This is a genomic window from uncultured Algoriphagus sp., from assembly GCF_963974365.1.
GTDB lineage: Bacteria > Bacteroidota > Bacteroidia > Cytophagales > Cyclobacteriaceae > Algoriphagus.
On sequence record NZ_CAXBBX010000005.1, the window covers coordinates 98,144 to 119,286 of the forward strand.

At 41.7% G+C, this 21,143-nt stretch carries 16 protein-coding genes; 7 read left to right on the top strand and 9 right to left on the bottom strand.

All coding sequences use genetic code 11. The features are described from left to right. Nucleotides 1-8: 8 nt before the first annotated feature. Nucleotides 9-1,052, bottom strand: a complete 1,044-nt coding sequence (gene aroB, locus AACZ87_RS08340) for a 3-dehydroquinate synthase (protein ID WP_339866357.1) — start codon at nucleotides 1,050-1,052, stop codon at nucleotides 9-11. 161 nt (nucleotides 1,053-1,213) lie between these two features. Continuing rightward, nucleotides 1,214-2,311 carry a chorismate mutase gene (locus AACZ87_RS08345; RefSeq protein ID WP_339866359.1) on the bottom strand — a complete coding sequence of 366 codons (1,098 nt, stop codon included), beginning with the start codon at nucleotides 2,309-2,311 and terminating at the stop codon, nucleotides 1,214-1,216. Between the two features lie 677 nt (nucleotides 2,312-2,988). On the opposite strand from AACZ87_RS08345, the gene AACZ87_RS08350 reads away from it, so the two are divergent. From AACZ87_RS08350 to AACZ87_RS08360, 3 genes are all read left to right on the top strand, one after another. Further along, nucleotides 2,989-4,167 carry a proline dehydrogenase family protein gene (locus AACZ87_RS08350; RefSeq protein WP_339866361.1) on the top strand — a complete coding sequence of 393 codons (1,179 nt, stop codon included), beginning with the start codon at nucleotides 2,989-2,991 and terminating at the stop codon, nucleotides 4,165-4,167. 164 nt (nucleotides 4,168-4,331) lie between these two features. Further along, a complete protein-coding gene (lysS, locus tag AACZ87_RS08355; RefSeq protein WP_339866362.1) occupies nucleotides 4,332-6,038 on the top strand; it encodes a lysine--tRNA ligase in 1,707 nt (568 codons plus the stop codon). 300 nt (nucleotides 6,039-6,338) lie between these two features. Next, entirely contained in the window at nucleotides 6,339-7,790 is a 1,452-nt protein-coding gene (locus AACZ87_RS08360; RefSeq protein ID WP_339866364.1) for a M48 family metalloprotease, read from the top strand. Between the two features lie 60 nt (nucleotides 7,791-7,850). Here AACZ87_RS08360 and AACZ87_RS08365 read toward each other — a convergent pair whose 3' ends face one another. From AACZ87_RS08365 to AACZ87_RS08380, 4 genes are all read right to left on the bottom strand, one after another. Next, nucleotides 7,851-10,106: an ATP-binding protein gene (locus tag AACZ87_RS08365; RefSeq protein WP_339866366.1), complete on the bottom strand. Its 2,256-nt coding sequence runs from the start codon at nucleotides 10,104-10,106 to the stop codon at nucleotides 7,851-7,853. Nucleotides 10,107-10,111: 5 nt separating this feature from the next. Continuing rightward, nucleotides 10,112-10,714 carry a biliverdin-producing heme oxygenase gene (locus AACZ87_RS08370; RefSeq protein WP_339866368.1) on the bottom strand — a complete coding sequence of 201 codons (603 nt, stop codon included), beginning with the start codon at nucleotides 10,712-10,714 and terminating at the stop codon, nucleotides 10,112-10,114. 12 nt (nucleotides 10,715-10,726) lie between these two features. Next, a complete protein-coding gene (locus AACZ87_RS08375; protein ID WP_339866370.1) occupies nucleotides 10,727-11,164 on the bottom strand; it encodes a response regulator in 438 nt (145 codons plus the stop codon). A 198-nt stretch (nucleotides 11,165-11,362) separates the two neighbouring features. Further along, entirely contained in the window at nucleotides 11,363-12,103 is a 741-nt protein-coding gene (locus AACZ87_RS08380) for a DUF4197 domain-containing protein (RefSeq protein WP_339866372.1), read from the bottom strand. A gap of 194 nt (nucleotides 12,104-12,297) precedes the next feature. Here AACZ87_RS08380 and AACZ87_RS08385 point away from each other — a divergent pair, with 194 nt between their 5' ends. Beyond that, nucleotides 12,298-13,512: an arginine deiminase family protein gene (locus AACZ87_RS08385; RefSeq protein WP_339866373.1), complete on the top strand. Its 1,215-nt coding sequence runs from the start codon at nucleotides 12,298-12,300 to the stop codon at nucleotides 13,510-13,512. Nucleotides 13,513-13,586: 74 nt separating this feature from the next. On the opposite strand, the gene AACZ87_RS08390 is transcribed toward AACZ87_RS08385, so the two are convergent. Next, a complete protein-coding gene (locus tag AACZ87_RS08390) occupies nucleotides 13,587-16,322 on the bottom strand; it encodes a putative LPS assembly protein LptD (protein WP_339866376.1) in 2,736 nt (911 codons plus the stop codon). A 61-nt stretch (nucleotides 16,323-16,383) separates the two neighbouring features. On the opposite strand from AACZ87_RS08390, the gene AACZ87_RS08395 reads away from it, so the two are divergent. The 3 genes from AACZ87_RS08395 to AACZ87_RS08405 all read left to right on the top strand — a co-directional run bounded on the left by AACZ87_RS08395 (nucleotide 16,384) and on the right by AACZ87_RS08405 (nucleotide 19,925). Next, nucleotides 16,384-17,184: an N-acetylmuramoyl-L-alanine amidase gene (locus AACZ87_RS08395; protein ID WP_339866378.1), complete on the top strand. Its 801-nt coding sequence runs from the start codon at nucleotides 16,384-16,386 to the stop codon at nucleotides 17,182-17,184. A gap of 242 nt (nucleotides 17,185-17,426) precedes the next feature. Then, nucleotides 17,427-19,022: an acyl-CoA carboxylase subunit beta gene (locus AACZ87_RS08400; protein ID WP_339866622.1), complete on the top strand. Its 1,596-nt coding sequence runs from the start codon at nucleotides 17,427-17,429 to the stop codon at nucleotides 19,020-19,022. Between the two features lie 57 nt (nucleotides 19,023-19,079). Next, nucleotides 19,080-19,925: a transglutaminase-like domain-containing protein gene (locus AACZ87_RS08405; RefSeq protein ID WP_339866380.1), complete on the top strand. Its 846-nt coding sequence runs from the start codon at nucleotides 19,080-19,082 to the stop codon at nucleotides 19,923-19,925. Here the strand turns inward: AACZ87_RS08405 and AACZ87_RS08410 are convergent. Both AACZ87_RS08410 and AACZ87_RS08415 read right to left on the bottom strand, forming a co-directional pair. Further along, nucleotides 19,919-20,488, bottom strand: a complete 570-nt coding sequence (locus tag AACZ87_RS08410; RefSeq protein ID WP_339866382.1) for a redoxin domain-containing protein — start codon at nucleotides 20,486-20,488, stop codon at nucleotides 19,919-19,921. The two genes, AACZ87_RS08405 and AACZ87_RS08410, sit on opposite strands and share 7 nt — an antisense overlap. Beyond that, nucleotides 20,489-21,118 carry a 4'-phosphopantetheinyl transferase superfamily protein gene (locus AACZ87_RS08415; RefSeq protein WP_339866384.1) on the bottom strand — a complete coding sequence of 210 codons (630 nt, stop codon included), beginning with the start codon at nucleotides 21,116-21,118 and terminating at the stop codon, nucleotides 20,489-20,491. Between the last annotated feature and the right edge of the window lie 25 nt (nucleotides 21,119-21,143).

A 21,143-nucleotide genomic window follows, 5' to 3' on the forward strand; every position in this document is an offset into this window, starting at 1 on the left:
AAATCGAATTAGGTCTGAGGTAAATTTTGGTAATAATGGATTGCTTCCCTGATTTCGGCTCGGGTGACAGGAGTGTTGTATGTGCAATCGCCGATGGAACTGAGCAGAGAAAACATCAATTCTTTGCCTTCGTTTTTCTTGTCTTGCAGGCAGAAATCAAGAACCGCGGGAAGGTCAGTTTCAAGGATTTCTATTTTGCCATAAACTTTCAAAAAGGCAGCTTGAATTTGCTTCACTTCTGCCATCGAAAGGTCTAATTTCTTGTGCGAGAGCCAAGCTTCGCAAATCATGCCGACTGCTATGGCTTCTCCATGTAATAAATGTCTAGGTCCGTCCAAAAAATATGTTTCAAAAGCATGGCCTATCGTATGTCCAAAATTCAGGATTTTTCTCAAGCCAGCTTCCTTAGGATCTTCTTTGACTACGGCTTTTTTGATCTCCACAGAATGGTGGATTAGCGGAGTCCAGTAGGATTTTTCCCAATGCTCAAAATCCAGACTTTCAAAATATTTTTTATCCCGAATCAAACCGTGTTTGATGATCTCTGCAAAACCGGATCTTAGTTCTTGCTGAGGTAGAGTCTTTAGGAATTCTGAGGCAACTATGACCGTCTCTGGTTCATTGAATACGCCTAAGTGATTTTTCAATCCTTCGAAATCTACACCCAATTTTCCACCAACACTCGCGTCTACCTGTGAAAGTAGGGTAGTTGGCATATTGATAAAGCGAATTCCTCTTTTGTATATGCTGGCGCAAAAGCCACCCATATCTCCCAAAACGCCACCTCCAATATTTATGAAAAGCGCCTTTCTGTCAAGCTGGGCTTCAGTCATCGCTGCCCAGATATTCATACAGGTAGCGATGGTTTTGTTTTTTTCGCCAGAATCAATCGTATAAAAAGTGCTGTTCGAAGGGAAAACTTCTTCTACCAAGGGAAGGCAATGTTCCTTGGTGTTTTCATCTGTGAGGATAAAGAGGCTGGAAAATTTGATTTCGCCAAGAACGGCGGTCAAATCCACAGATGCATTTTCAGAAAAGATAATTGAGTTCACGAAGACTGAGGTTTACTGAGCTTAAAAATAGGATATAAAAGTCTGAGGAGAAAAATTCCCCTCAGACTTGAATAAGCTCAGTGATTATATGTTAGCAATTTTTGATGGAATGTAGGCTACAAGCCATGGACTAAAGCCTGCAAACTATCAACTGTTAAGGATTACTTCTTTACAGGGTCAGCTTCTCTAAGCTGTTTTTCCTGACGTTTTACTGACTCTTCGTGAATACAATAAAGCAACTCCTTCATGAATTTTTCGCTAAGATTCTTAGCCACGCCTTTTTGAGTACGGCTTTCCATCACATCTTTCCAGCGATCAGACTGAAATACGGATAGATGGTGCTCTCTTTTGTGTGCACCGATCTGATCGATCACCGCAAATCTTTCCTGAAGTATATCCAACAACTGATCATCCATGTGATCAACAGCTCTTCTCAGGTCGTTCAGACGCTCACTTGGCTGCTCAGATTCCAGTGGTTTTTTGAAATCGATAGCAGAAAGAATTTCTTTCAAACGAGCTGGAGTCACTTGCTGCTTAGCATCAGACCAAGCTTTGTCCGGATCATGGTGAGTTTCGATCATCAAGCCATCCAAACCGAAGTTCATCGCCTTCTGAGAAATCTCAAGGATTCCATCTCTTTTACCCACAATGTGAGAAGGATCGTTGATTACTTCCATTCCAGTCCAAACACGCTTCAAGTGCATAGGCATAGACCAGTTTGGCTTGTTTCTGAATCGCTTGTCGTATGCATCAGAGAATCCTCTGTGAATGGCGGCCAACTTCGTAAGACCCACTGCATGGAACCTTTCCAATGCTCCAATCCAAAGATCTAAATCAGGGTTCATCGGGTTTTTCACCATCACTGGGATGTCAGAACCTGCTAATGCGTCAGCGATTTCCTGAACTGCGAAAGGGTTTACAGTAGTTCTGGCTCCAACCCAAACTACGTCCACGTTGTTTCTAAGGGCGATTTCAGCATGAGCTGCATTTCCAACTTCTACCGTGATAGGAATGTTTAGGTGGTGACGAACGATCTCCATCCATTTTAGTCCTTCTTCCCCGATGCCTTCGAAGCTTCCTGGTCTAGTTCTTGGCTTCCAGATTCCGGCACGGAACATAGATGGAATTACATTGTTTTCCTTCATCTCGATACAAATCTGCTCGATTTGCTCTGGAGTCTCCGCGGAGCAAGGTCCTGCGATGATGGTCGGGCCTGTAAGTCCTAGGCCCCAGTCTTTGATTTGCTTGTGATCTTTCATGTGTTTGTTGTTTAATTTCAATGGTCACATGGAATCTCGCATGGTTTATATCATCGCACTTGGTGATGTTTTTTGTCATGCTCGATTTCATAATTACTGAGCTTTAAATGAAAAAAGCCCGACTCTTTCGAATCGGGCTTTATGTGTTATATTTTGTTTCTTAGTTTAGGCAAGGCAATACACAACTCCGATTCGATTTTGTCTTCGAAAGTAAAAGTAAAAGAAGCTAAAATATGTCGCTGCTGTGTTTAACATGTGCCAAATGTAAAGTGGTGATTTTTAAAATCAAAATTAATTTTTCGCCACAGGTATTATTTAATCGGCAAAGATTCAGGTGATTTGTTGAATATTTCTAAATCTTGACAAAAAATTCAGTGCTTTCGGAATTATATTTTGACTTATATGAAAATACTTCTCTTTGGAGCTGTAAAATTTTTTTTGGAATAATTTAAAAATGCCGGTAGGGTTTAAGGAGAAAGGATGTTGGTTTTTAAAAAGAATAAGAGTCTTGGTGAAATTTCACCTGTACTTGTAATGAATCACATAAGGAAACAAGCAATTGCTTTTCTCCAGTCTCTAATGCCTACAATACAGTCGCTTTTCACTGGTTCAATTATCCCAACAAAACCAACCCAAAAGCAGTTTTTTTGATATCTTTGCAGCTTTATTTCTGGATTATGCCCGCCAAACCCACTATTTCTTTTGACAACTTAAAGGTTGCCTTTGCCTCAAAAAGTGATGCAGAACTGAAAAAAATGCATTTAGTCTTTGCCATGTTGAACAATAAATTTGTCTCAGATATGGGGATTGCACTGACCAAAATCGGTTTTGCGCTTCATTTGCCTATCAAAGGTATTATGAAGCAAACCATGTTTGGGCACTTCTGTGGGGGTGAAACAATCTCAGAAACTATCGAAGATTGTAAAAGTCTTGCCAAATTTGGAGTGGAGTCAATCTTGGACTACTCTGTGGAAGGAAAAGGCGACGAAGAGAGTTTTGATAAAACCTGTGAGGAGATCCGGCAGACGATGGTGGAGTCAGCCAAAACTGATTACATGCCTTTCGGAGTAATTAAGGTTACTGGTTTGGGAGATTACCATATTCTGATCAAAATCCAAGCAGGTGAGGCTCTCGTTCCAGCCGAATATCAGGCGTATGAGCGTTGTAAAGCCCGAGTGGATTTACTTTGCAAAACAGCCTATGATTTAGGATTGAAGATCTTGATCGATGCAGAAGAGTCATGGTTTCAAGATGTGGTCGACACACTGACCTATGAAGCCATGGAGAAATACAATAAGGAAAGATGTGTGGTATATAATACATATCAGATGTATCGCCACGACATGCTGGGGAGATTGAAGGAAGCTAAAGTTTTGGCAGATGAACTTGGGTTTCTTTTAGGAGCTAAGTTGGTACGCGGTGCATACATGGAGAAAGAGGCAGAGAGAGCGGAAGAAATGGGCTATCCTAGTCCTATTCAACCTAGCAAATCGGCTACTGATACGGACTATAATCTAGGTGTGGAGTTTTGTATTGCTAATGGAGTATACTTAGTAAGTGGATCGCATAATGAAGCAAGTAATCATCTTGTAGTAGAGCTGATCGAAAAGTATGGAATCGACAAAGAGTCTGACCGTGTTTTCTTTGCGCAGCTCTATGGAATGAGTGATAATATTTCCTTTAATCTCGCAGATGCAGGTTATCGGGTTTTGAAATATGTTCCTTATGGACCTGTGGAAAAGGTAATGCCTTACCTGATCCGTAGAGCTTCTGAGAATTCCAGTATAGCTGGTCAAAGCAGTCGCGAGTTTTCGATGATCAAGAAAGAAGTGGAGAGAAGAAAGAAGGAGAAATAAAAGGCTTGATGTCCGATGTCGGGTGACCGATGTTTGCCAAGTAAAGAGAAAAGTGTGAGTTAGAAAGTGAAAAGGTGGTAAAGTTGCATGGTTGTGACAAACATCTGACATCAGTCATCTGACACCCAACAATAATATAGACAACAAATCTCAAATCAATACAAATGCAACTTTTGAGCGAACAGGAAATAGAAAGACGTAAAGATCGGGAAGAACTGATGAAACTGGGAATCAATCCCTATCCAGCTGAGGCGTTTCCGATCAATGTCACTGCGGAGGATATTCATCGTAACTATGAAAATCGCAAGAATGACTATAAGAGCATTTCGATAGCAGGACGTTTGATGAGCCGTAGAATCATGGGTTCAGCTTCTTTTGGCGAGATTCAGGATGCTACTGGCAGATTACAGTTTTACGTTCGTCGCGATGATATTTGCGAAGGCGAAGACAAGACTTTATACAATTCTGTATTCAAAAAGCTCTTGGGAATTGGTGATTTCTTGGGGCTGAAAGGCTATATTTTCACTACGCAGACTGGAGAGATTTCTCTTCACGTAACTGAGTTGACCGTGCTTTCTAAATCTGTAAAGCCACTTCCGGTGGTGAAAAGAGACGAAGACGGCAATGTGCACGATGGATTTACTGATCCTGAGATGAGATACCGTCAGCGTTATGTGGATTTGACAGTGAATCCTGAGGTGAAGAAGACCTTTATTACTCGCTCTAGAATTATCACTCAGATGCGTCGCTATTTTGATGATCATGGATGGCTTGAAGTAGAGACCCCAATCCTGCAAGCTGTGCATGGTGGGGCTGCAGCGCGTCCATTTGATACGCATCACAATACCTTGGATATGCCGCTTTTCTTGAGAATTGCGAACGAGCTATACCTGAAGAGATTGATCGTAGGTGGATTTGATGGGGTGTATGAGTTTGGGAAAATGTTCAGAAATGAAGGCATGGATCGCACACATAACCCAGAATTTACTTCCATGGAAATCTATGTAGCCTACAAAGACTACATCTGGATGATGGAAATGGTCGAGGAAATGATCGAGCAAGTTTGCGAAGCCATTCATGGCAAAACCAAAATTAAAGTAGGTAAGAACGAGATTGAATTTGCCGGACCGTATAGAAGATTGACGATGTACGATTCTATCAAGGAATATACTGGTGTCGACGTGAGTAAGTTGGATGAGGAAGGTCTTCGTAAGGTTTGTGCGGAAATGGGCATAGAGACTGATGCGACTATGGGTAAGGGCAAACTAGTGGATGAAATCTTCTCTGAGAAGGTGGAGTCACATTTGATCCAGCCAACGTACATCACCGATTATCCGATAGAGATGACGCCTCTGGCGAAAAAGCATAGAACTGAACCAGGCTTGGTGGAGCGATTTGAGCTGTTTGTGAATGGTAAGGAAATCGGGAATGCCTACACCGAGCTAAACGATCCTATCGATCAGCGTGAGCGCTTTGAAGATCAGTTGAAATTGGCTGAGCGTGGTGACGACGAGGCGATGGCGATGGATGAGGATTTCCTACGTGCCTTGGAGTACGGCATGCCTCCAACCTCAGGTTTGGGAATCGGTATAGACCGTCTGACTATGTTGATGACAGACAATACCACGATACAGGAAGTACTATTCTTCCCTCAAATGAGACCTGAGAAAAAGCAGGTGGAAATGACTGAGGAGGAAAAAGGTATCTTCGAATTGCTAAAAGCAGAGTCTCCAGTGGCGATAGCAGATCTGAAAGGAAAAGCAGGACTAAGCGGAAAGAAATGGGATGTAGCAATGAAAGGCCTTACAGGCAAGGGAGTTGCCAAAGTGACTAAAGAGGGTGATGCTATCACCGTATCGCTCGTCGACTAATCCAGATTGACATAAAAGTAAAAACCGGGCTGCGAGGCTCGGTTTTTTTTGTGGCTGGGTTTTTACCGCGGTGGGCGCGGAGTTTTGGGCAGAGATTCACGGAGGGGTTAATTATAAAGAAAGAGCGTAAGCGATATAGTTAGTCTTGCTATTGTCAAAGAGCCATAGCTTTGTCGCCGTGAATGTCTTTACTCAAGATTTTCCAAATCACCCGCGATGAAGGCTACTTCCCTTTCCGAAATTAATTGGAATGAATTTTTCAATACCTCATTAACAGATAGCCACCAACCTCAACCTCTAATGAGAACTTTTAAGAATTACCTTAGCCTCTTTTCGGCCCTTTTTCTCTTGAGTTTAGGATCATGCGCCATCAATCCAGTAACTGGAAAAAAGCAACTTGTTTTGATGTCTGAAGCTCAGGAAATCGCTATGGGACAGCAGTCGGATCCAGAGGTTGTTGCCTTTTTTGGATTGTATGAAGATCCAGAACTCCAGCAGTTTATTACCACAAAGGGAAATGAAATGGCAGCTATTTCACATCGCCCAAAATTGGCCTATGAGTTCAAAATAGTCGATTCACCTGTGATTAATGCTTTTGCCTTGCCGGGTGGCTTTGTTTATTTCACACGTGGCATCATGGCGCATTTTAACAATGAAGCTGAGTTTGCCGGGGTGCTGGGACATGAGATCGGTCATGTCACGGCGAGGCATTCAGTAATACAGCAACGAAATCAAATTCTTGGACAGCTGGGTCTTATTGCTGGGATCATTTTGGTTCCAGAGCTTGGTCAGTTTATGGACCCTCTCTCCCAAGGAATGCAATTAGCTTTATTGAAGTTTGGTAGAGATGCTGAGAGACAGTCAGATGAGCTAGGTGTGGAATATTCTTCCCAGATCGGGTATGATGCAAAAGAAATGGCTGACTTTTTTGAGACGCTGGAAAGACAGCAAACAAATACAGGAGCGGATGAAATTCCTCCTTTTCTTTCCACCCACCCATCCCCAGTAGAACGAAATGCAACCGTGGAGGTGCTTGCGCAAAAGTGGCAGGATAAGTCCAAATTGACCGAGTTTGAAATAAATCGAGATAGTTACCTAAGGAAAATTGATGGCTTGATTGTGGGTGCAGATCCCAAACAAGGCTTTGTGGAGAACAGTGCATTCTATCATCCAGTTTTGAAAATCCAGTTTCCTGTTCCAACTGGGTGGCAGTATCAAAATTCTCCACAACAGTTTCAAATGGCGCCAGCAGAGGGCGATGCGGTAATGATTCTCACTTTAGCATCTGGAGCTAACCTAGAGGAGGCTGCGAATGCAATTTTAGAAAACTATGGATTGACGCTGGTAGAATCTAAGAAGGAAACTATTAACGGAATGCCAGCTGTACTGTTGGTTGGAGATCGACTAGAAGAGCAAGCTGCTACCCTTCGAGTTCTTTCTTCTCTAATTCAGTTTGAAGGGAATATTTACAGTCTCATGGGGGTGACGGATATAGCTAATTTTAATTCCTATCAAGCTATTTTCGCAAAGACGATACGGGATTTTAAGGAATTGCGAGATTCAGAAAAGTTGAATCGTAAGCCGGAAGTTATCAGAATCAAAACCATTCCAAATGCAATGTCTTTAGAGGCAGCCTTAAAATATTATGGAATGCCAGCGGAGCGTCATGAGGAACTTTCCTTATTGAATGGTATGCACTTGAACGATCAGGTATCCAAAGGAATGCTGATCAAAATCATCAGCAAGCAGTAATCAATTCCTGAGATTTGATGAGCAACGAGCTCAACCTAAAGCTTACCAAGCTACCTTTTCTTATTGCTCTGTGGGGAAATAAAGTGTGATTTCCGTGCCTTTTCCAGGCGTGCTTTTAGCCGTGATGTGCCCATTATGATTTTTCACGATTTTCTTGCAAAGTGCTAGTCCCACTCCTGAGCCGCTGTATTCTGAAGAGAGATGTAGACGCTTGAAGACGTTGAAAATGGATTCCGCATATTTCTGTTCGAAGCCGATTCCGTTGTCTTTAACTGAAATCACATGATATGGCTTGTCTTCAGCAGTGGGGTAATTTTTAGGGGCTTTTTTGCCAGCGATCTGAATTATTGGAGTCACATCTGCCTTCGAATATTTGATGGAATTGGAAAGAAGATTGGAAAACAGCTGTTTAAGAAAAAAAGGTACTCCAGGAATGGTAGGGAGATTGCTCATTTCAAATCTGATAGAATCTGCTCCATCGCTCAACTCATCCGCCACTTCATGAACCAATTTATCTATGTTCACCAATTCAAAATCATCTTCAGAATACTTCAGACGGGTGTATTTCAGGATATCCTGAAGCAAAGTTCTCATCCGCTCAGCGGAGAGATTGAGGCGTGTCAGTGAGTGATGCACACTTTCGGATACCTTATCTTCGTAGAGTAAATGAGACGAAATCAGCTGCATTTTTCGAAGTGGTTCCTGTAGATCATGGGAACTGATCCAGTTCATGTTTTCAAGCTCTGCGTTTGCTTCCTTTAGCATTTCACTGAGCTTTCGGTATTTCTTCTCTTCCTGCGTGATTTTTATCAAATTAATCTGTCGCTGAAGGCCATTAGCAAAAGCTGCTGCAGTTTCCAGTTCCGGTTGAATCCATGGTTTACTTGTACAGTCCACGATTTCTTTCCAGAGCTTAAAGGAGTTTCTTGGAGACAAGCCCTTTTTGTCCAAAATTATAGATTTGCTTGGATCTCCCGCCCAATTAACTTCTGTTTTGGTTTCTGGTCTATACCAGATGATGCAGTTATTACTTTCAATATCCAGGGAATGATAAATTGCTCCTGCAGTGTTTTTGCAGAGGCTTCTAAATTCAGGCAGTATCTCTACCAGTTTACTTGTAGAAATACTGGTATGAGATGTGTTTTCTGCAAAATAATCTGCCAGAAATTTTACCTCCTGCTCTGTTGGAGTGGTTCCATTCAAATAGACTTCTCCTTCAAAAACAATGGAAACACCTGCAGCATTGCAAAGAGCTAGGATTTCTGGTCGCTCGATCAACTCATAGAAGGAATTGCGATCCTCAGAAAGTTCGAATGAGTCCGCTTTGTCATATGCCGTATTTACTTTTCTGGAGACTTCATACTCTTCATTCGATTGCCTAACATCGATTTGGGAAGTGATAAAATGTCCCTGTAATTGTGCAGCAAGCCGTATTTCCGGAGAAAGGTTTTTTGGAGAATAATGATGACAGGCAATCAGGCCCCAAAGTTTTTGTTTGTGGATCAAAGAAATTGTCAGCGTTGCGCCTACACCCATGTTATGTAAATATTTCACATGGATAGGAGAGGTGCTGCGCAATATTGAAAGACTGAGATCGAGGTTCTTATTCTCCTGATCATCTACTGTGAAAATAGGTACGGGAGTATAATCAATATCTGCGATTAGACGAAGCAGATTCTTCATATACAGCTCCCTTGCTTGAGGTGGAATATCAGTATGCGGATAGTGCAGACCTAAAAACGGCTCCAGATCCTCGCGACAGCTTTCCGCGTAAACCTCACCGTTGTAATTTTCATCAAACCTATAGATCATCACACGATCATAGCCGGTGATTTCTCTGGTTCCTTTAGCTACCAAGCTGCATAGTTCTTTAAGACTATTTGTGGTATGCATGTAGGAAAGAAATTGAGAGGTATGGTCATACACCTCATTGACCTTTTTAGCTTTTTTGAGAACAGGCTCAGCTTCTAGAATATAGGTTGACTCACTTTTGTGAACTGTACACAAAAAATCATTTCCAAGGAGTTTGGTTTTATGAAGCAAAGAGGACAACATTCTGTCTTTTGAAATGTAATCCAGTAAGTCTTTTTTTGCCTTTTTCCCAAAAACATCCTGAAACGTTTTCCCAAGGATCTCCTGATGGGAAATGCCTATAAACTGAGCAGAATTTGCACTGCAGTAGTCAATCAGCAATGAATCTTCATTGAGCCCAATTAGAAATCCATGCGGTTGAATACTTCCTGGGATGTGAATTGGCTCTTGTTCGCAATTCGTAAGATTGACTAATTCTCTATTTACAATGTCCTTTAACTTCATATAAACTAACTCCCTGAGTTTGCGGCAAAATGTGTGGTGATTGCTTTAAAAGTATAATTAGCGCCAGCTATTATTTCTTCTCCACTCCCCTCACTTTTTTCATGCTCGACTAACTCGCCAATAAAATTTTTCCAAAACTGTCCAGTTTGATCCCCATATCCGGCAAAATAAGCAGCTCCATTTTCAGAAGAGTATCCAAGCGTTTTCTGAATATGCTTGTAGATTACTCTGCCTCCAAGAGTAGATCCTTCGATCACGTAGAGCATGCCCATGGCAAAGCCAAGGGATATTGTATGCTCTAGATCGCTGAATGCTGGCGTATTATTGCTTTTAATATAACCCAACTTCTCGAAATCTAGCGTAAGTAAATGTGCTTTCTTCCGATGTTCCAAGTCGGAAATAACTGTAGATATCAATGGGAAAATAGCTGATTCTATGTCTGAAACTATATCAAACATAAGACCAAGGTAAATCAGGTAGTCCTCTTGTGTGACATTTTCTTTGAGAATTGATTGGGAAAGAGGAAGGCTCTCAAGCGCCTGATGAAGATAGGATGTTTCTTCTTTTAATCTCTGTGGAAAAGATGGTTTGGGATCAACAATACTCATCTGAAAGTAGGCTTAGTTGCTTGAGTACAGGAAGTTGTTTTGATCAGCGTGAAAATTCCTCCAATTGATTTGTAGCGTATGTTCGATGGATTTGCGAAGCTTCTTAAAGCTTTCAGCTTTAGGTACATAGTAGTTTGCACCAAGTTCCCTCGTCTTCTGGATGATAAATTCATCCTTAGTCGTAGAGAACATTACTATAGGAAGAGAGGAGAATTTGTCTGATTTCCGCAGTGTTTCCAATACCTCCAATCCACTCATCCCTGGCATATTGATGTCTAAGAAAATCACATGTGGGTTTGGTGGAGGATTGTCCAGCGCATGCAGCAGTTGATTCCCATCCATGTAGGTAACTACCGCATAATCATCACTGATCATCTTAATGACTGTTTTGAAAAATTCCAGATCATCGATGTCATCATCCGTGTAAAATATCGTTAGTTTTTCGTTCATGGTGAAATATTCGCACGTATTGTTTTAGTACGATAGTGCAAATATATTGGAAAAAACTAAGAGCTTTCACAAGAATGTGATTGTTGGCTTTACAGTATTTAAGTTGGTCTAATTAAGGTTTGAAAATCAGAATGTTATTAGGTAGCTAAGTTGCATGCAACTGCGGAATGCAAAATCCATTAATAATGGCGGTCCAAATTAAGCCCCTTGCTGAGCTGCATAGCCAAATACTTTTTGCAAAAGTAAGGTGGTCCTAGCAGCAGCATTTTCTCGGATTTTCAATTCCTCTTTTGCGATTTCATAGAATAAGCCGTCGATAGCTTTCTGCGTTACATAGTTGGATAGATCTGCTTCAATCGGCGTCATGAGAGGAATTTTGTTGTAGCGTCCGATCACATCACTCCAGTATTTTGTAGCGCCAACTTTGGTAAGGCTAGACTCAATAATAGGCTTGAATTTGTCTTCCAGTGAGCTCGTAGTTTTGTTTTCAAAATACTGCGTAGCTGCGTTATCAGCCCCTAAAAGGATGTTTTTTACATCAGCTATACTCATGTCTTTAATAGCAGCGACAAAAATGGGTTTTGCTTCCATGGCAGCATTTTCTGCGGCCCTATTCACACTAGTGATCACCTGATCGCAGAGACTTCCAAGCCCCAAAGAGCGTAGGGTGTTTTCTACTTTTTTAGCCTCTTCTGGAAAGACAATTTTGATTGCAAGATTACCCAAGTATCCATCTTCTTTAGACAGGCGATCCGAGGCATAGCCTGTTCCGTATTCTAGCGCTTGCTTAAGGCCCGAATTAATTTCCGCATCGGTAGGTGTACCAAGGTCTAAGGCTTTGCTCAGTTGATTTAGTGTGTCGCAACTTCCAAGAAGCAGGGCGAAAGCGAGAGTGAAGCTTATTGAGATTTTTGTGACTAAGTTTTTACTTAAATTCATGTTGATCAGACTAGGTGAACCTATTTCTATTCAACAATGATACCTCAATTAATTTTCATTCAACCTGAGGTAAGAGGTTTTGTATAAATGAAGAAGAATATCTCGATTTAATTTTTCATTATTTTCAACAAATAACTTTCATTTTTTGAGATATGGTAATTTATCCTTAAAATAGGTAATAAAGTGTTAATGATATGAATCTTAGACTTAATTCAGAATTCGGTACGCTCAAAGCAGTTTTGATGCATAGACCCGGAAAGGAAATCGATCGGTTAACTCCCTATAATAAGGAGTTTTTGCTGTTTGACGATGTGCCCTATCTGGAAGCTCTGCAGAAAGAGCACGATACTTTTTCAGATCTGGTGAAGTCATCCACAGGTGCGATGGTTTATCAGCTGAGAGAACTCTTGATTCGCGTACTGTACGACCAGAAGATCCTACTCAAGTTGATGCAAAATGCACTCCAGCGTTCAGGATTATCTCATCTGGCCGAGGCAATACTTGAGCGTTACTCTACCGCCGAATGTGCGGGTATTCTCACAGGGGGATTGAAAATCCATGAGTTGAAGCGAAAACTTCCCAAGCTAAATCCTGGAGAATTGATGGATTATGCTTTTGCGATAGCACCCTGTCCCAATTTGTATTTCCAGCGTGACCCTATGGCAGTCACTCCTGGAGGGATTATTTTTTCCAGTATGAAAATGGAGGGAAGACAGCGTGAAGCAGATTTGTTGCGGACAATATTTGAGAACCATCCTGACTTCAAAGACAATATCAATAAGCTCTATCCCGCCGAGGGCATGCATAGCCCTCCGAGTATTGAGGGAGGCGACATTATTATACTTTCGCAAAAAGCCGTTGCAATTGGGAATTCTGAGCGCACCGAAGAGAAAGCAATTTATCATGCTGCCAAAGCCTTGCTCGGTGAAGGGACTGTGGAGCGGGTGTATGAAGTGCATCTTCCCCAAAAGCGTCAGTACATGCACTTGGATACGGTGTTTACCATATTGGATGAAAACCTTGCACTGACCTATCCTGATGCATTGAATTCAGTACTGCAGACTTCACTTTATACTTTGAAAGAAATCAGGGACGATAAGGTGGTCATCAAACGTGAGGTTCTGAAAGAATCCTTACTTACCATCTTGGAGCGGGAAATTCCACATTTGGAGATACTCCATACGGCTGATGGGAATCCTGACTATGCTATGCGTGAGCAATGGTTTGACGGAGCGAATGTCTTTGCAATTGGCCCACGCCGAGTGATCTCTTACAATCGAAACATTCACACCAATCGTGCGCTTCGAGAGATGGGAGTGGAGGTGTTGGAGATTCCATCCTCCGAACTGTCCCGTGGACTTGGTGGGCCTAGGTGTATGACCATGCCGCTGAGCAGATCGAGAGTTTGATATAAGGTTGAAATTAAAAATTTGAAAGCTGTTTTTTTCCAGACTTCAAAAATTGGCTTTTTGAAGTGAACTAGCTATCTGTCAAAAAATGATCGTCTCCTAGACACCTTCAAATCCTGAAGTATCGTTGATTTCACACGTATATCGATGTTGTAGGAGGTAAATGCACCGAAAGGAACCCAGTTCACATTCATCGTCCAGCAATGCAGATCTCGGGCTATGCCGATCATCGTCTGAGTTAGCTGCTTGGTCTGCGCATCAAATCCCGTATTGAAGTTGATTTTCCATTTATCAGACAAGGAAAAATCCCCATTCATACTCAGAGTCTGGGTGATGTTTTTTCTGCCGGATACTTGCTTGCTGTAGGAAAGAACATAGCCAAAGGAGACATTCCAAGGGATGTCCCAGTCAATGTATTGGCTGGGATCAGTGGCTATCCTGTTGATTTCACTTTCCACAAATTCGTTCATTACTCCACCTGTCTGCATGAAGTTATTTGTCAGTTCGTCTCTGACCTCTCCTTGGTTTTGTGCGCTGTTGGGATTGATAGAAGTATTCATGTTCAAGGAAGCAGATCTTATCGTACCTAAACCCTGTCCATTTTTCCAAGCAAATTCATTGACTTTGCGAGTGACGTCAGTCCCATCTTCATTCTTGAAAGTTCTGGTGGCATATGGATCCAAAGTAGAACTCATGTTGATCGATAATCTTCTATCGAAGAAACTGGTCCTCGCGCTGATTCGAATAGGAGCTAGCTGAAAGGAGTCTGCAGCAAAGTTAAAGCTCGACCCCAAATCGAGATTTTCCAAAAGCGGGATTTTCTTGGTTTTTCCTTCTCCTGTAGAGTCGGATTTATCAAGGATTTTCGCTTCAAATACGCTTCGAAGACTAAAGCTCATCGACCTGTTTTCGCCTTGAGGAGCACCACTGAATGAGAATCCTTGGTATCTATCAAATAAGCGCGTGTCTCCGTCTTCGTTTACTGTCACACTCTGCCAATAGCCAAGCGATGGATCTGAGAAATCAGGAGCAAAGGTGAAGCTCACAGAAGGCTGGATTAGTTGCCTGATCGTTTGAATATTTCCTTTTTTGAAATTGAAAAAACCATAAATGTTGGTGTTCATCGCGAAGGAACTTGAGTAATAAGTCACTCGCTGGAACCCATCTTCAAGGATTTTATCTACCCGTTGTTCTTCTGGATTATAGAAATAATTGATTCTTTTCAGGTACCAAATTTCATTCAAGTTTGCTGATGCGGTAAATAAGAAATGCTTCATCAGTCTGAAGTTGGAACTGACAGGGATTCTATTCCTTGCTCCATTATTAGCATTTTGAAGCAAATAGCCAAAGTTAGAAGGCGTGAATGGTACTAAATCCGGGGTATCTGTGTCCTCCACTAAATCTGGATCCACTCCGAATTCTTGAGTCACTTTATTAGTAATAGTATTCTGGAGGTCAAAATTATAGGATATATTTAGAGTCTTCAGCGGCTCGAAGTTCATGTTTTTGAACGGACTTTGCCTGTTCATACTCACATTCATGGTAGGTAGACTAAGCTGCACTTCTCCAGTCTGCACACTTTGAGAATGCCGCATACTTGCTCCGAAGGAGAAAGGGGTGCCGGTGAATGTTTTACTGTAAATAATATTCGAAGATAAATCCGAAGTTACATTATTGTAGAAATTATTTGGGTTGACAATGTTGTTGAAATAACTCGTAGAACCGGCATTTACGGAAGCAGAAAACCTACTGCTTCCCCTGGATTCAGGAGTATGTGACCACTGGATCCGGAATGTATTGTAGTCCACTGGATTCAGCTCAGTTTCCGGAGATTTAAATTTTTGAAAGTCTATATTGAAAGATCCGCCAAAACGATACCTCTTTTTATACACAGCTTGAGATTTCAATCCCCAGCCTCCATTGGAATAAATATCTCCAGTCACCCGCGCATGGATGTAGTCATTGATCGCGAAGTAGTAACCTAAATCTCGTAGGTATAATCCTCTTTTTTGCTCCTGACCATAAGAGGGAAAAATCAACCCAGAGGCTTTTTCTTCAGGAGTATTTGGAATGATGCCAAAAGGCAAACCTAGCGGGGTTGGAATACCATTAAAATAGAGATTGAAAGGCCCAGCTACTACTTGCCCGCCTTCTATGGACTTGATTTTATTGGCAGCTACATGGTAGTGAGGCGTAGTGAGTGTACAAGTCGTGTAGTAGCCATTTGCAAGGTAAATACTACCATCGGCAGTTTTCTTAATTGTTTCACCGCGTAGAATTCCGTCTTGCTGCTCCGTGACCACATCTTTGATTATGGCTTTCTGAGTTTTGAAATTATACCTCATTTCCTTTCGGATTTCGTAGGAAGATGGGCCGTCTTTGAAGAATGGCGATCCTCGAACATTCCCCAGGCTATCCGTGACCCCAGTGGCATACAATTCGGAATTTGCCCAGTCGATCACAATCAGATCAGCTTCCAATCGCATAGTCCCATACTCAAACCATGCTTGATTATAGAGGTATATTTTATTCTCCTCGAAATCTGTGACAATACTATCTTCACCGTAATAGGTAATATCTGTGGAGATGTCACTCCTAGGCATAATTTTTGTCGAATCAGAAAGTGCGAGCGTATCTGCAGGGTTTGGAATAGTGTCCAAATTGATCAGATCTCGCGAAGGCGGCATCAACGTATCGGGAAGAGTCAACGGCTTTTCTTCAGCTCTGCGAACGGGGTCTTGTGCAGTCGCTAGCAGCGGAACAATGAATAGCCCAAAAAAGCAAAATAAAAAGAGCCTGAATCCCTGCACTGTTGCTTACGCTTTATTTAATTTGAGTGAAATTTCGTGTAAAGTTAATTTTATTGCCCTCATGGAACGGTCCAAAAACAAAAAAATTCTTCTTAGTCTGATTTTATGCATTCCCTTTGTATTCGGCGGATTTATTACCAACGATTCAATGATGCCAATGTTTCGGATGAAAAAAATTGTCCTTGATGCTGGTCATGGAGGTAAAGATCCTGGTAATCTGGGGTCTAGGTCTAAGGAGAAAGACATTAATCTTGCGGTTACACTTTTGGTTGGAAAATACATCAAAGAAAATCTGCCAGATGTAGAAGTAGTCTACACTCGAAAAGATGATAGCTTTCCTTCGTTAAAGGAGCGACCAATGATCGCTAACAACAATAAAGCAGATCTATTTGTGTCAATACACTCCAATTCTGCTGCTAATAGATCTGCCTATGGTACCGAGACATTCGTTATGGGTACCAAACATTTTGACGCCAACTTTGATATAGTCAAACGAGAAAACTCGGTGATCCTGTTGGAAGATAACTACGAGGAAAATTACGAAGGGTTTGACCCATCCTCACCGGAGTCCTATATGATGTTCAATTTAATGTCAAAGGTTCACTTTGAGAATTCTGTGACCTTGGCTGATAATGTTGAGACTCAATTTAGAGATCGGGTTGGGCGCAAAAGCAGAGGGGTGAAGCAAGGCCCATTTTATGTGCTTTGGACTCCCTCCATGCCGTCAGTATTGGTGGAATTAGGTTTTTTATCTAACTCTTCAGAAGAAAGTTTCTTGATGAGTCAGCAGGGAAAAGAATACATGGCTTCGGCTATTTATCGATCTATCCGGGATTATAAAGAAGCTGTTGAGAAAAATTGATTTTCAGGTTATTTAACATTTAAAGCCCTTTTTCCAAATTGGAAAAGGGCTTTTCTATTTGTTGGGTTTTTCTTTTCGACCGAATCATGTCTCTAAAAAATGGGACCTAAAACTCGAATTCTGTTCCTGTTAGCTTTTTCTTTTTTAACTTGGAAACTTAACTATTTGTAAAAAGCAGTGGTTATGATTTCTAAACCCAAATTTGACTAATGACAGCAATTACCGGAAATTCTAATCCAACCATGGACAGTTTACTCCAAAATTTACAGGCAAAATATGAGCAGGTAAAACTAGGTGGAGGTGCCAAAAGAATAGAAAAAGAACATGCAAAAGGGAAGCTCACCGCCCGTGAGCGAATAGACTATTTGCGTGATAAGAATACTGATTTTTTAGAAGTTGGGGCTTTTGTAGCCGACGGCATGTATGAAGAGGAGGGAGGATGTCCCTCCGGTGGTGTTGTGACTGGAATTGGCTATGTGAGTGGGAGAATGTGCATGATCGTCGCCAATGACGCGACTGTGAAGGCAGGCGCATGGTTTCCAATGACTGCAAAGAAAAATCTTCGAGCCCAGGAAATAGCCATGGAAAATCAAATTCCTGTAATCTATCTGGTCGATAGCGCAGGTGTTTTCCTACCCATGCAAAATGAGATTTTCCCGGACAAAGAACATTTTGGAAGACAATTCCGAAACAATGCGAAAATGTCTGCAATGGGAATTATACAAGTTGCCGCGATCATGGGAAGCTGTGTGGCTGGGGGCGCTTACTTGCCGATCATGTCCGACGAGGCGATGATAGTGGATAAGACTGGGTCCATCTTCCTAGCAGGCTCCTATTTGGTGAAATCAGCAATAGGTGAGACAATTGATAATGAAACGCTAGGTGGAGCGACTACACACTGCGAAATATCCGGAGTGACGGATAATAAATACGATACGGATCAGGATTGTCTTGATGCGATCCGAAAGATTTTTGATAAAATAGGTCATAATCCTTCTGCCGGTTTTGACCGTGTAGAATCGCGGGAGTCAGGTTTGACAGGTGATAAACTCATTGGCTCATTCCCGACTGAGCGAGTGAAGCCATACGACATGTTGCAGATTGTAAAAGGTCTTGTAGATGCTGGTGATTTCGATGAATACAAAGAAGACTATGGCAAAACATTGATTTGTGGAACAGCAAGGATTGATGGCTGGGCTGTGGGTATAGTGGCAAATCAACGGAAGATCGTCAAAACTGCCAAGGGAGAAATGCAGATGGGCGGAGTGATTTATTCGGACTCAGCAGACAAAGCAGCTCGATTTATCATGAATTGCAACCAGCGTAAAATCCCACTTGTTTTCCTTCAGGATGTCAGCGGGTTTATGGTTGGCAGCAAAGCTGAGCATGGAGGGATTATTAAGGACGGAGCCAAAATGGTAAATGCCCTGGCAAATTCAGTCGTTCCGAAATTCACTTTTATACTTGGAAATTCTTACGGAGCGGGCAATTACGCCATGTGTGGCAAGGCTTATGACCCACGTTTGATCTATTCTTGGCCTACTGCTCAGATGGCAGTGATGTCAGGAGCTGCTGCAGCAAATACTTTGCTTCAGATCAAAGTAGCAGGTTTGAAGAAAAAAGGGCTGGAGATCACTCCTGAGGATGAAAAGGAATTGCTGGACGAAATCACCTCAAAATATAATGAGGAGCTGAGCCCGTTTTATGCGGCATCAAGACTTTGGGTGGATGGAGTAATCGATCCTCGAGAGACTAGAAAAGTGATCAGTATGGGAATAGAAGCAGCTAATCATGCTCCGATAACTGAAAGATTTAATGTAGGCGTGATTCAAACTTAAGCCAATTTTTAGTATCTTATTTTACAGTTTAAAGCCATAAACGGTAGCCTTTTGACTATGAGTGAATTGACACCTGGAGAATTAAATGCCTTGGTCTCCTTATTGGACGATTCCGATCGTGAAGTGAGAATGCATGTTCGGGATCGGATTATATCACTCGGGAATGATATAATTCCTTTTCTGGAGAAAAAGTGGGAAAATAGTTTTAATCCTGATATTCAGAAAGAAATAGAGGAATTGGTTCATGATCTTCAGTTTTCGCTTTTGAAAACGAGATTGACAGATTGGAGAGATACAGACGATCGGGACTTGCTGACTGGGCTGTGGATTATCAATACCTATCAATATCCCGATCTAGAATATGCGAAGCTGAATGCAGAAATGCATCAAATTTACTTCGAGGTTTGGACTGCTTTCAAAAATGATCTGACTCCCTACGAGCAAGTTCGTTCGATCAATAATGTGTTGTTTAATACACTTCGCTTTTCTGCCAATACCAAGAATTTTCACTCGCCTGCCAATAGCATGCTTTCCTCGGTTTTGGATTCAAAACGAGGTAATCCGCTGACGCTATGTTCCATTTATTTGCTTGTGGCAAAGAAACTTGGCTTGCCGATTTATGGAGTGAATCTGCCCAATCTATTTGTGCTTACTTATAAATCATCCGATGTAACTTTCTACATCAATGCATTTAACAAAGGTTTGATTTTTAGCAGGAACGATATTTTTAATTATTTGGAGCAGTTGAAAATCGAGCCAAAGGAAGATTACTTTGAGCCATGTGCGCACTTACAGATGATGTTACGGATGTTCAGAAATCTCGAGAATTCCTTCGAAAAGCTAGGAGAATCGGATAAGGTAGAGGAAATAAAGGAGCTCATCTCTATTCTGAATTCTCAATAAGTTCGAACGTTACATCCAACTGCCCGAGCCTGACCTGGGCTTGGAGATTCCCCCTTCAAAATAGAATCCAAGGCGCGGTCTAGGTAAGAGGCAGAGACCGCACTTTGTGCCTGGGGATTATTGTCCAGTGCACCTCTGTAGCTCACATTCCCATCAGGAGCCAGTACGATCACTTCAGGGATTTTGGTGATTTTGTAGAACTTAGTGAGTGTTTGATTTTCATCGATTAAGTAGGGCATATTCATATCAGATTGATCGATGTAGCTGCGCAAAGCAGTTTTGTCATCATCCGAGGCACTTACTTCAGGATTCACCAGCACAAAAGTGAAGCCTTGGCTTTGGTATTTGCTACGCAAAGCAATCAATCGGGATTCATACATTTTTGCAAATGGACAAGCTAAACTGTGAAAGACAATTACAAGCCCTTTGCCCTTCACCTGAGCTTGCATATTGATTGTTTTATCAGTCACTGCATCAGTTAAATTAATACTCTGCAAGCTTTGAGCAGAAATTGAAAATGTAGCAGCTAGAAAAAACAGGAGAACTAGAGTAATATTTTTCATTTACCAAATGGTGTAAGTGAGTACAACATCCGAGATCACCCGAACTTGCACTGTGTAATGATGGTCTGTAAAGTCCGTCCCTCGGACCTTACCTTTAATGATTCCAGCCTTGGAATCAAATGGTTCCAACAGGATGTTTTCCCGTAAAGAAACCCCTCGCTTTCCCTGACATTTAAAGATAGACTCTTTAGCCGACCAAGCCATTGTATAAGGTAACGGGTCTTTGTCTAGAAAATCAATTTCTGACTGATCAAGAAATCTAAATCCAATTCTCAGGATTTTTTCACGAATCAAATCCATATCGATTCCCACAGGATTATCCCGATGATAAATCGCGCTGGCATATCCCATCGTGTGCGAAAGTGACATATACCCATGTCCATTCATGGTTTGAGACTTGCCATGTTCATCTTTGAAAAAGCCAGGGTAGGGAACGTGTAATACATCCAAGGCATCTCGTATCGCCATTCGGGCAGTTGCCCATTCTCTCTTTTTTTCCTGATGGGAAATATTTGCGTAGGAAAGCTTTTCTCTAAAGCTGAGGAAATCCAATTCGTTTTCGTCCTGAGTTTCGATAATCTTGATCGCCAAAGCCGAGGAAGAGTCAATTTTTTCTATTTTTGTCTGCATAAGCCAGAAGGGCACCCAAAGTCTC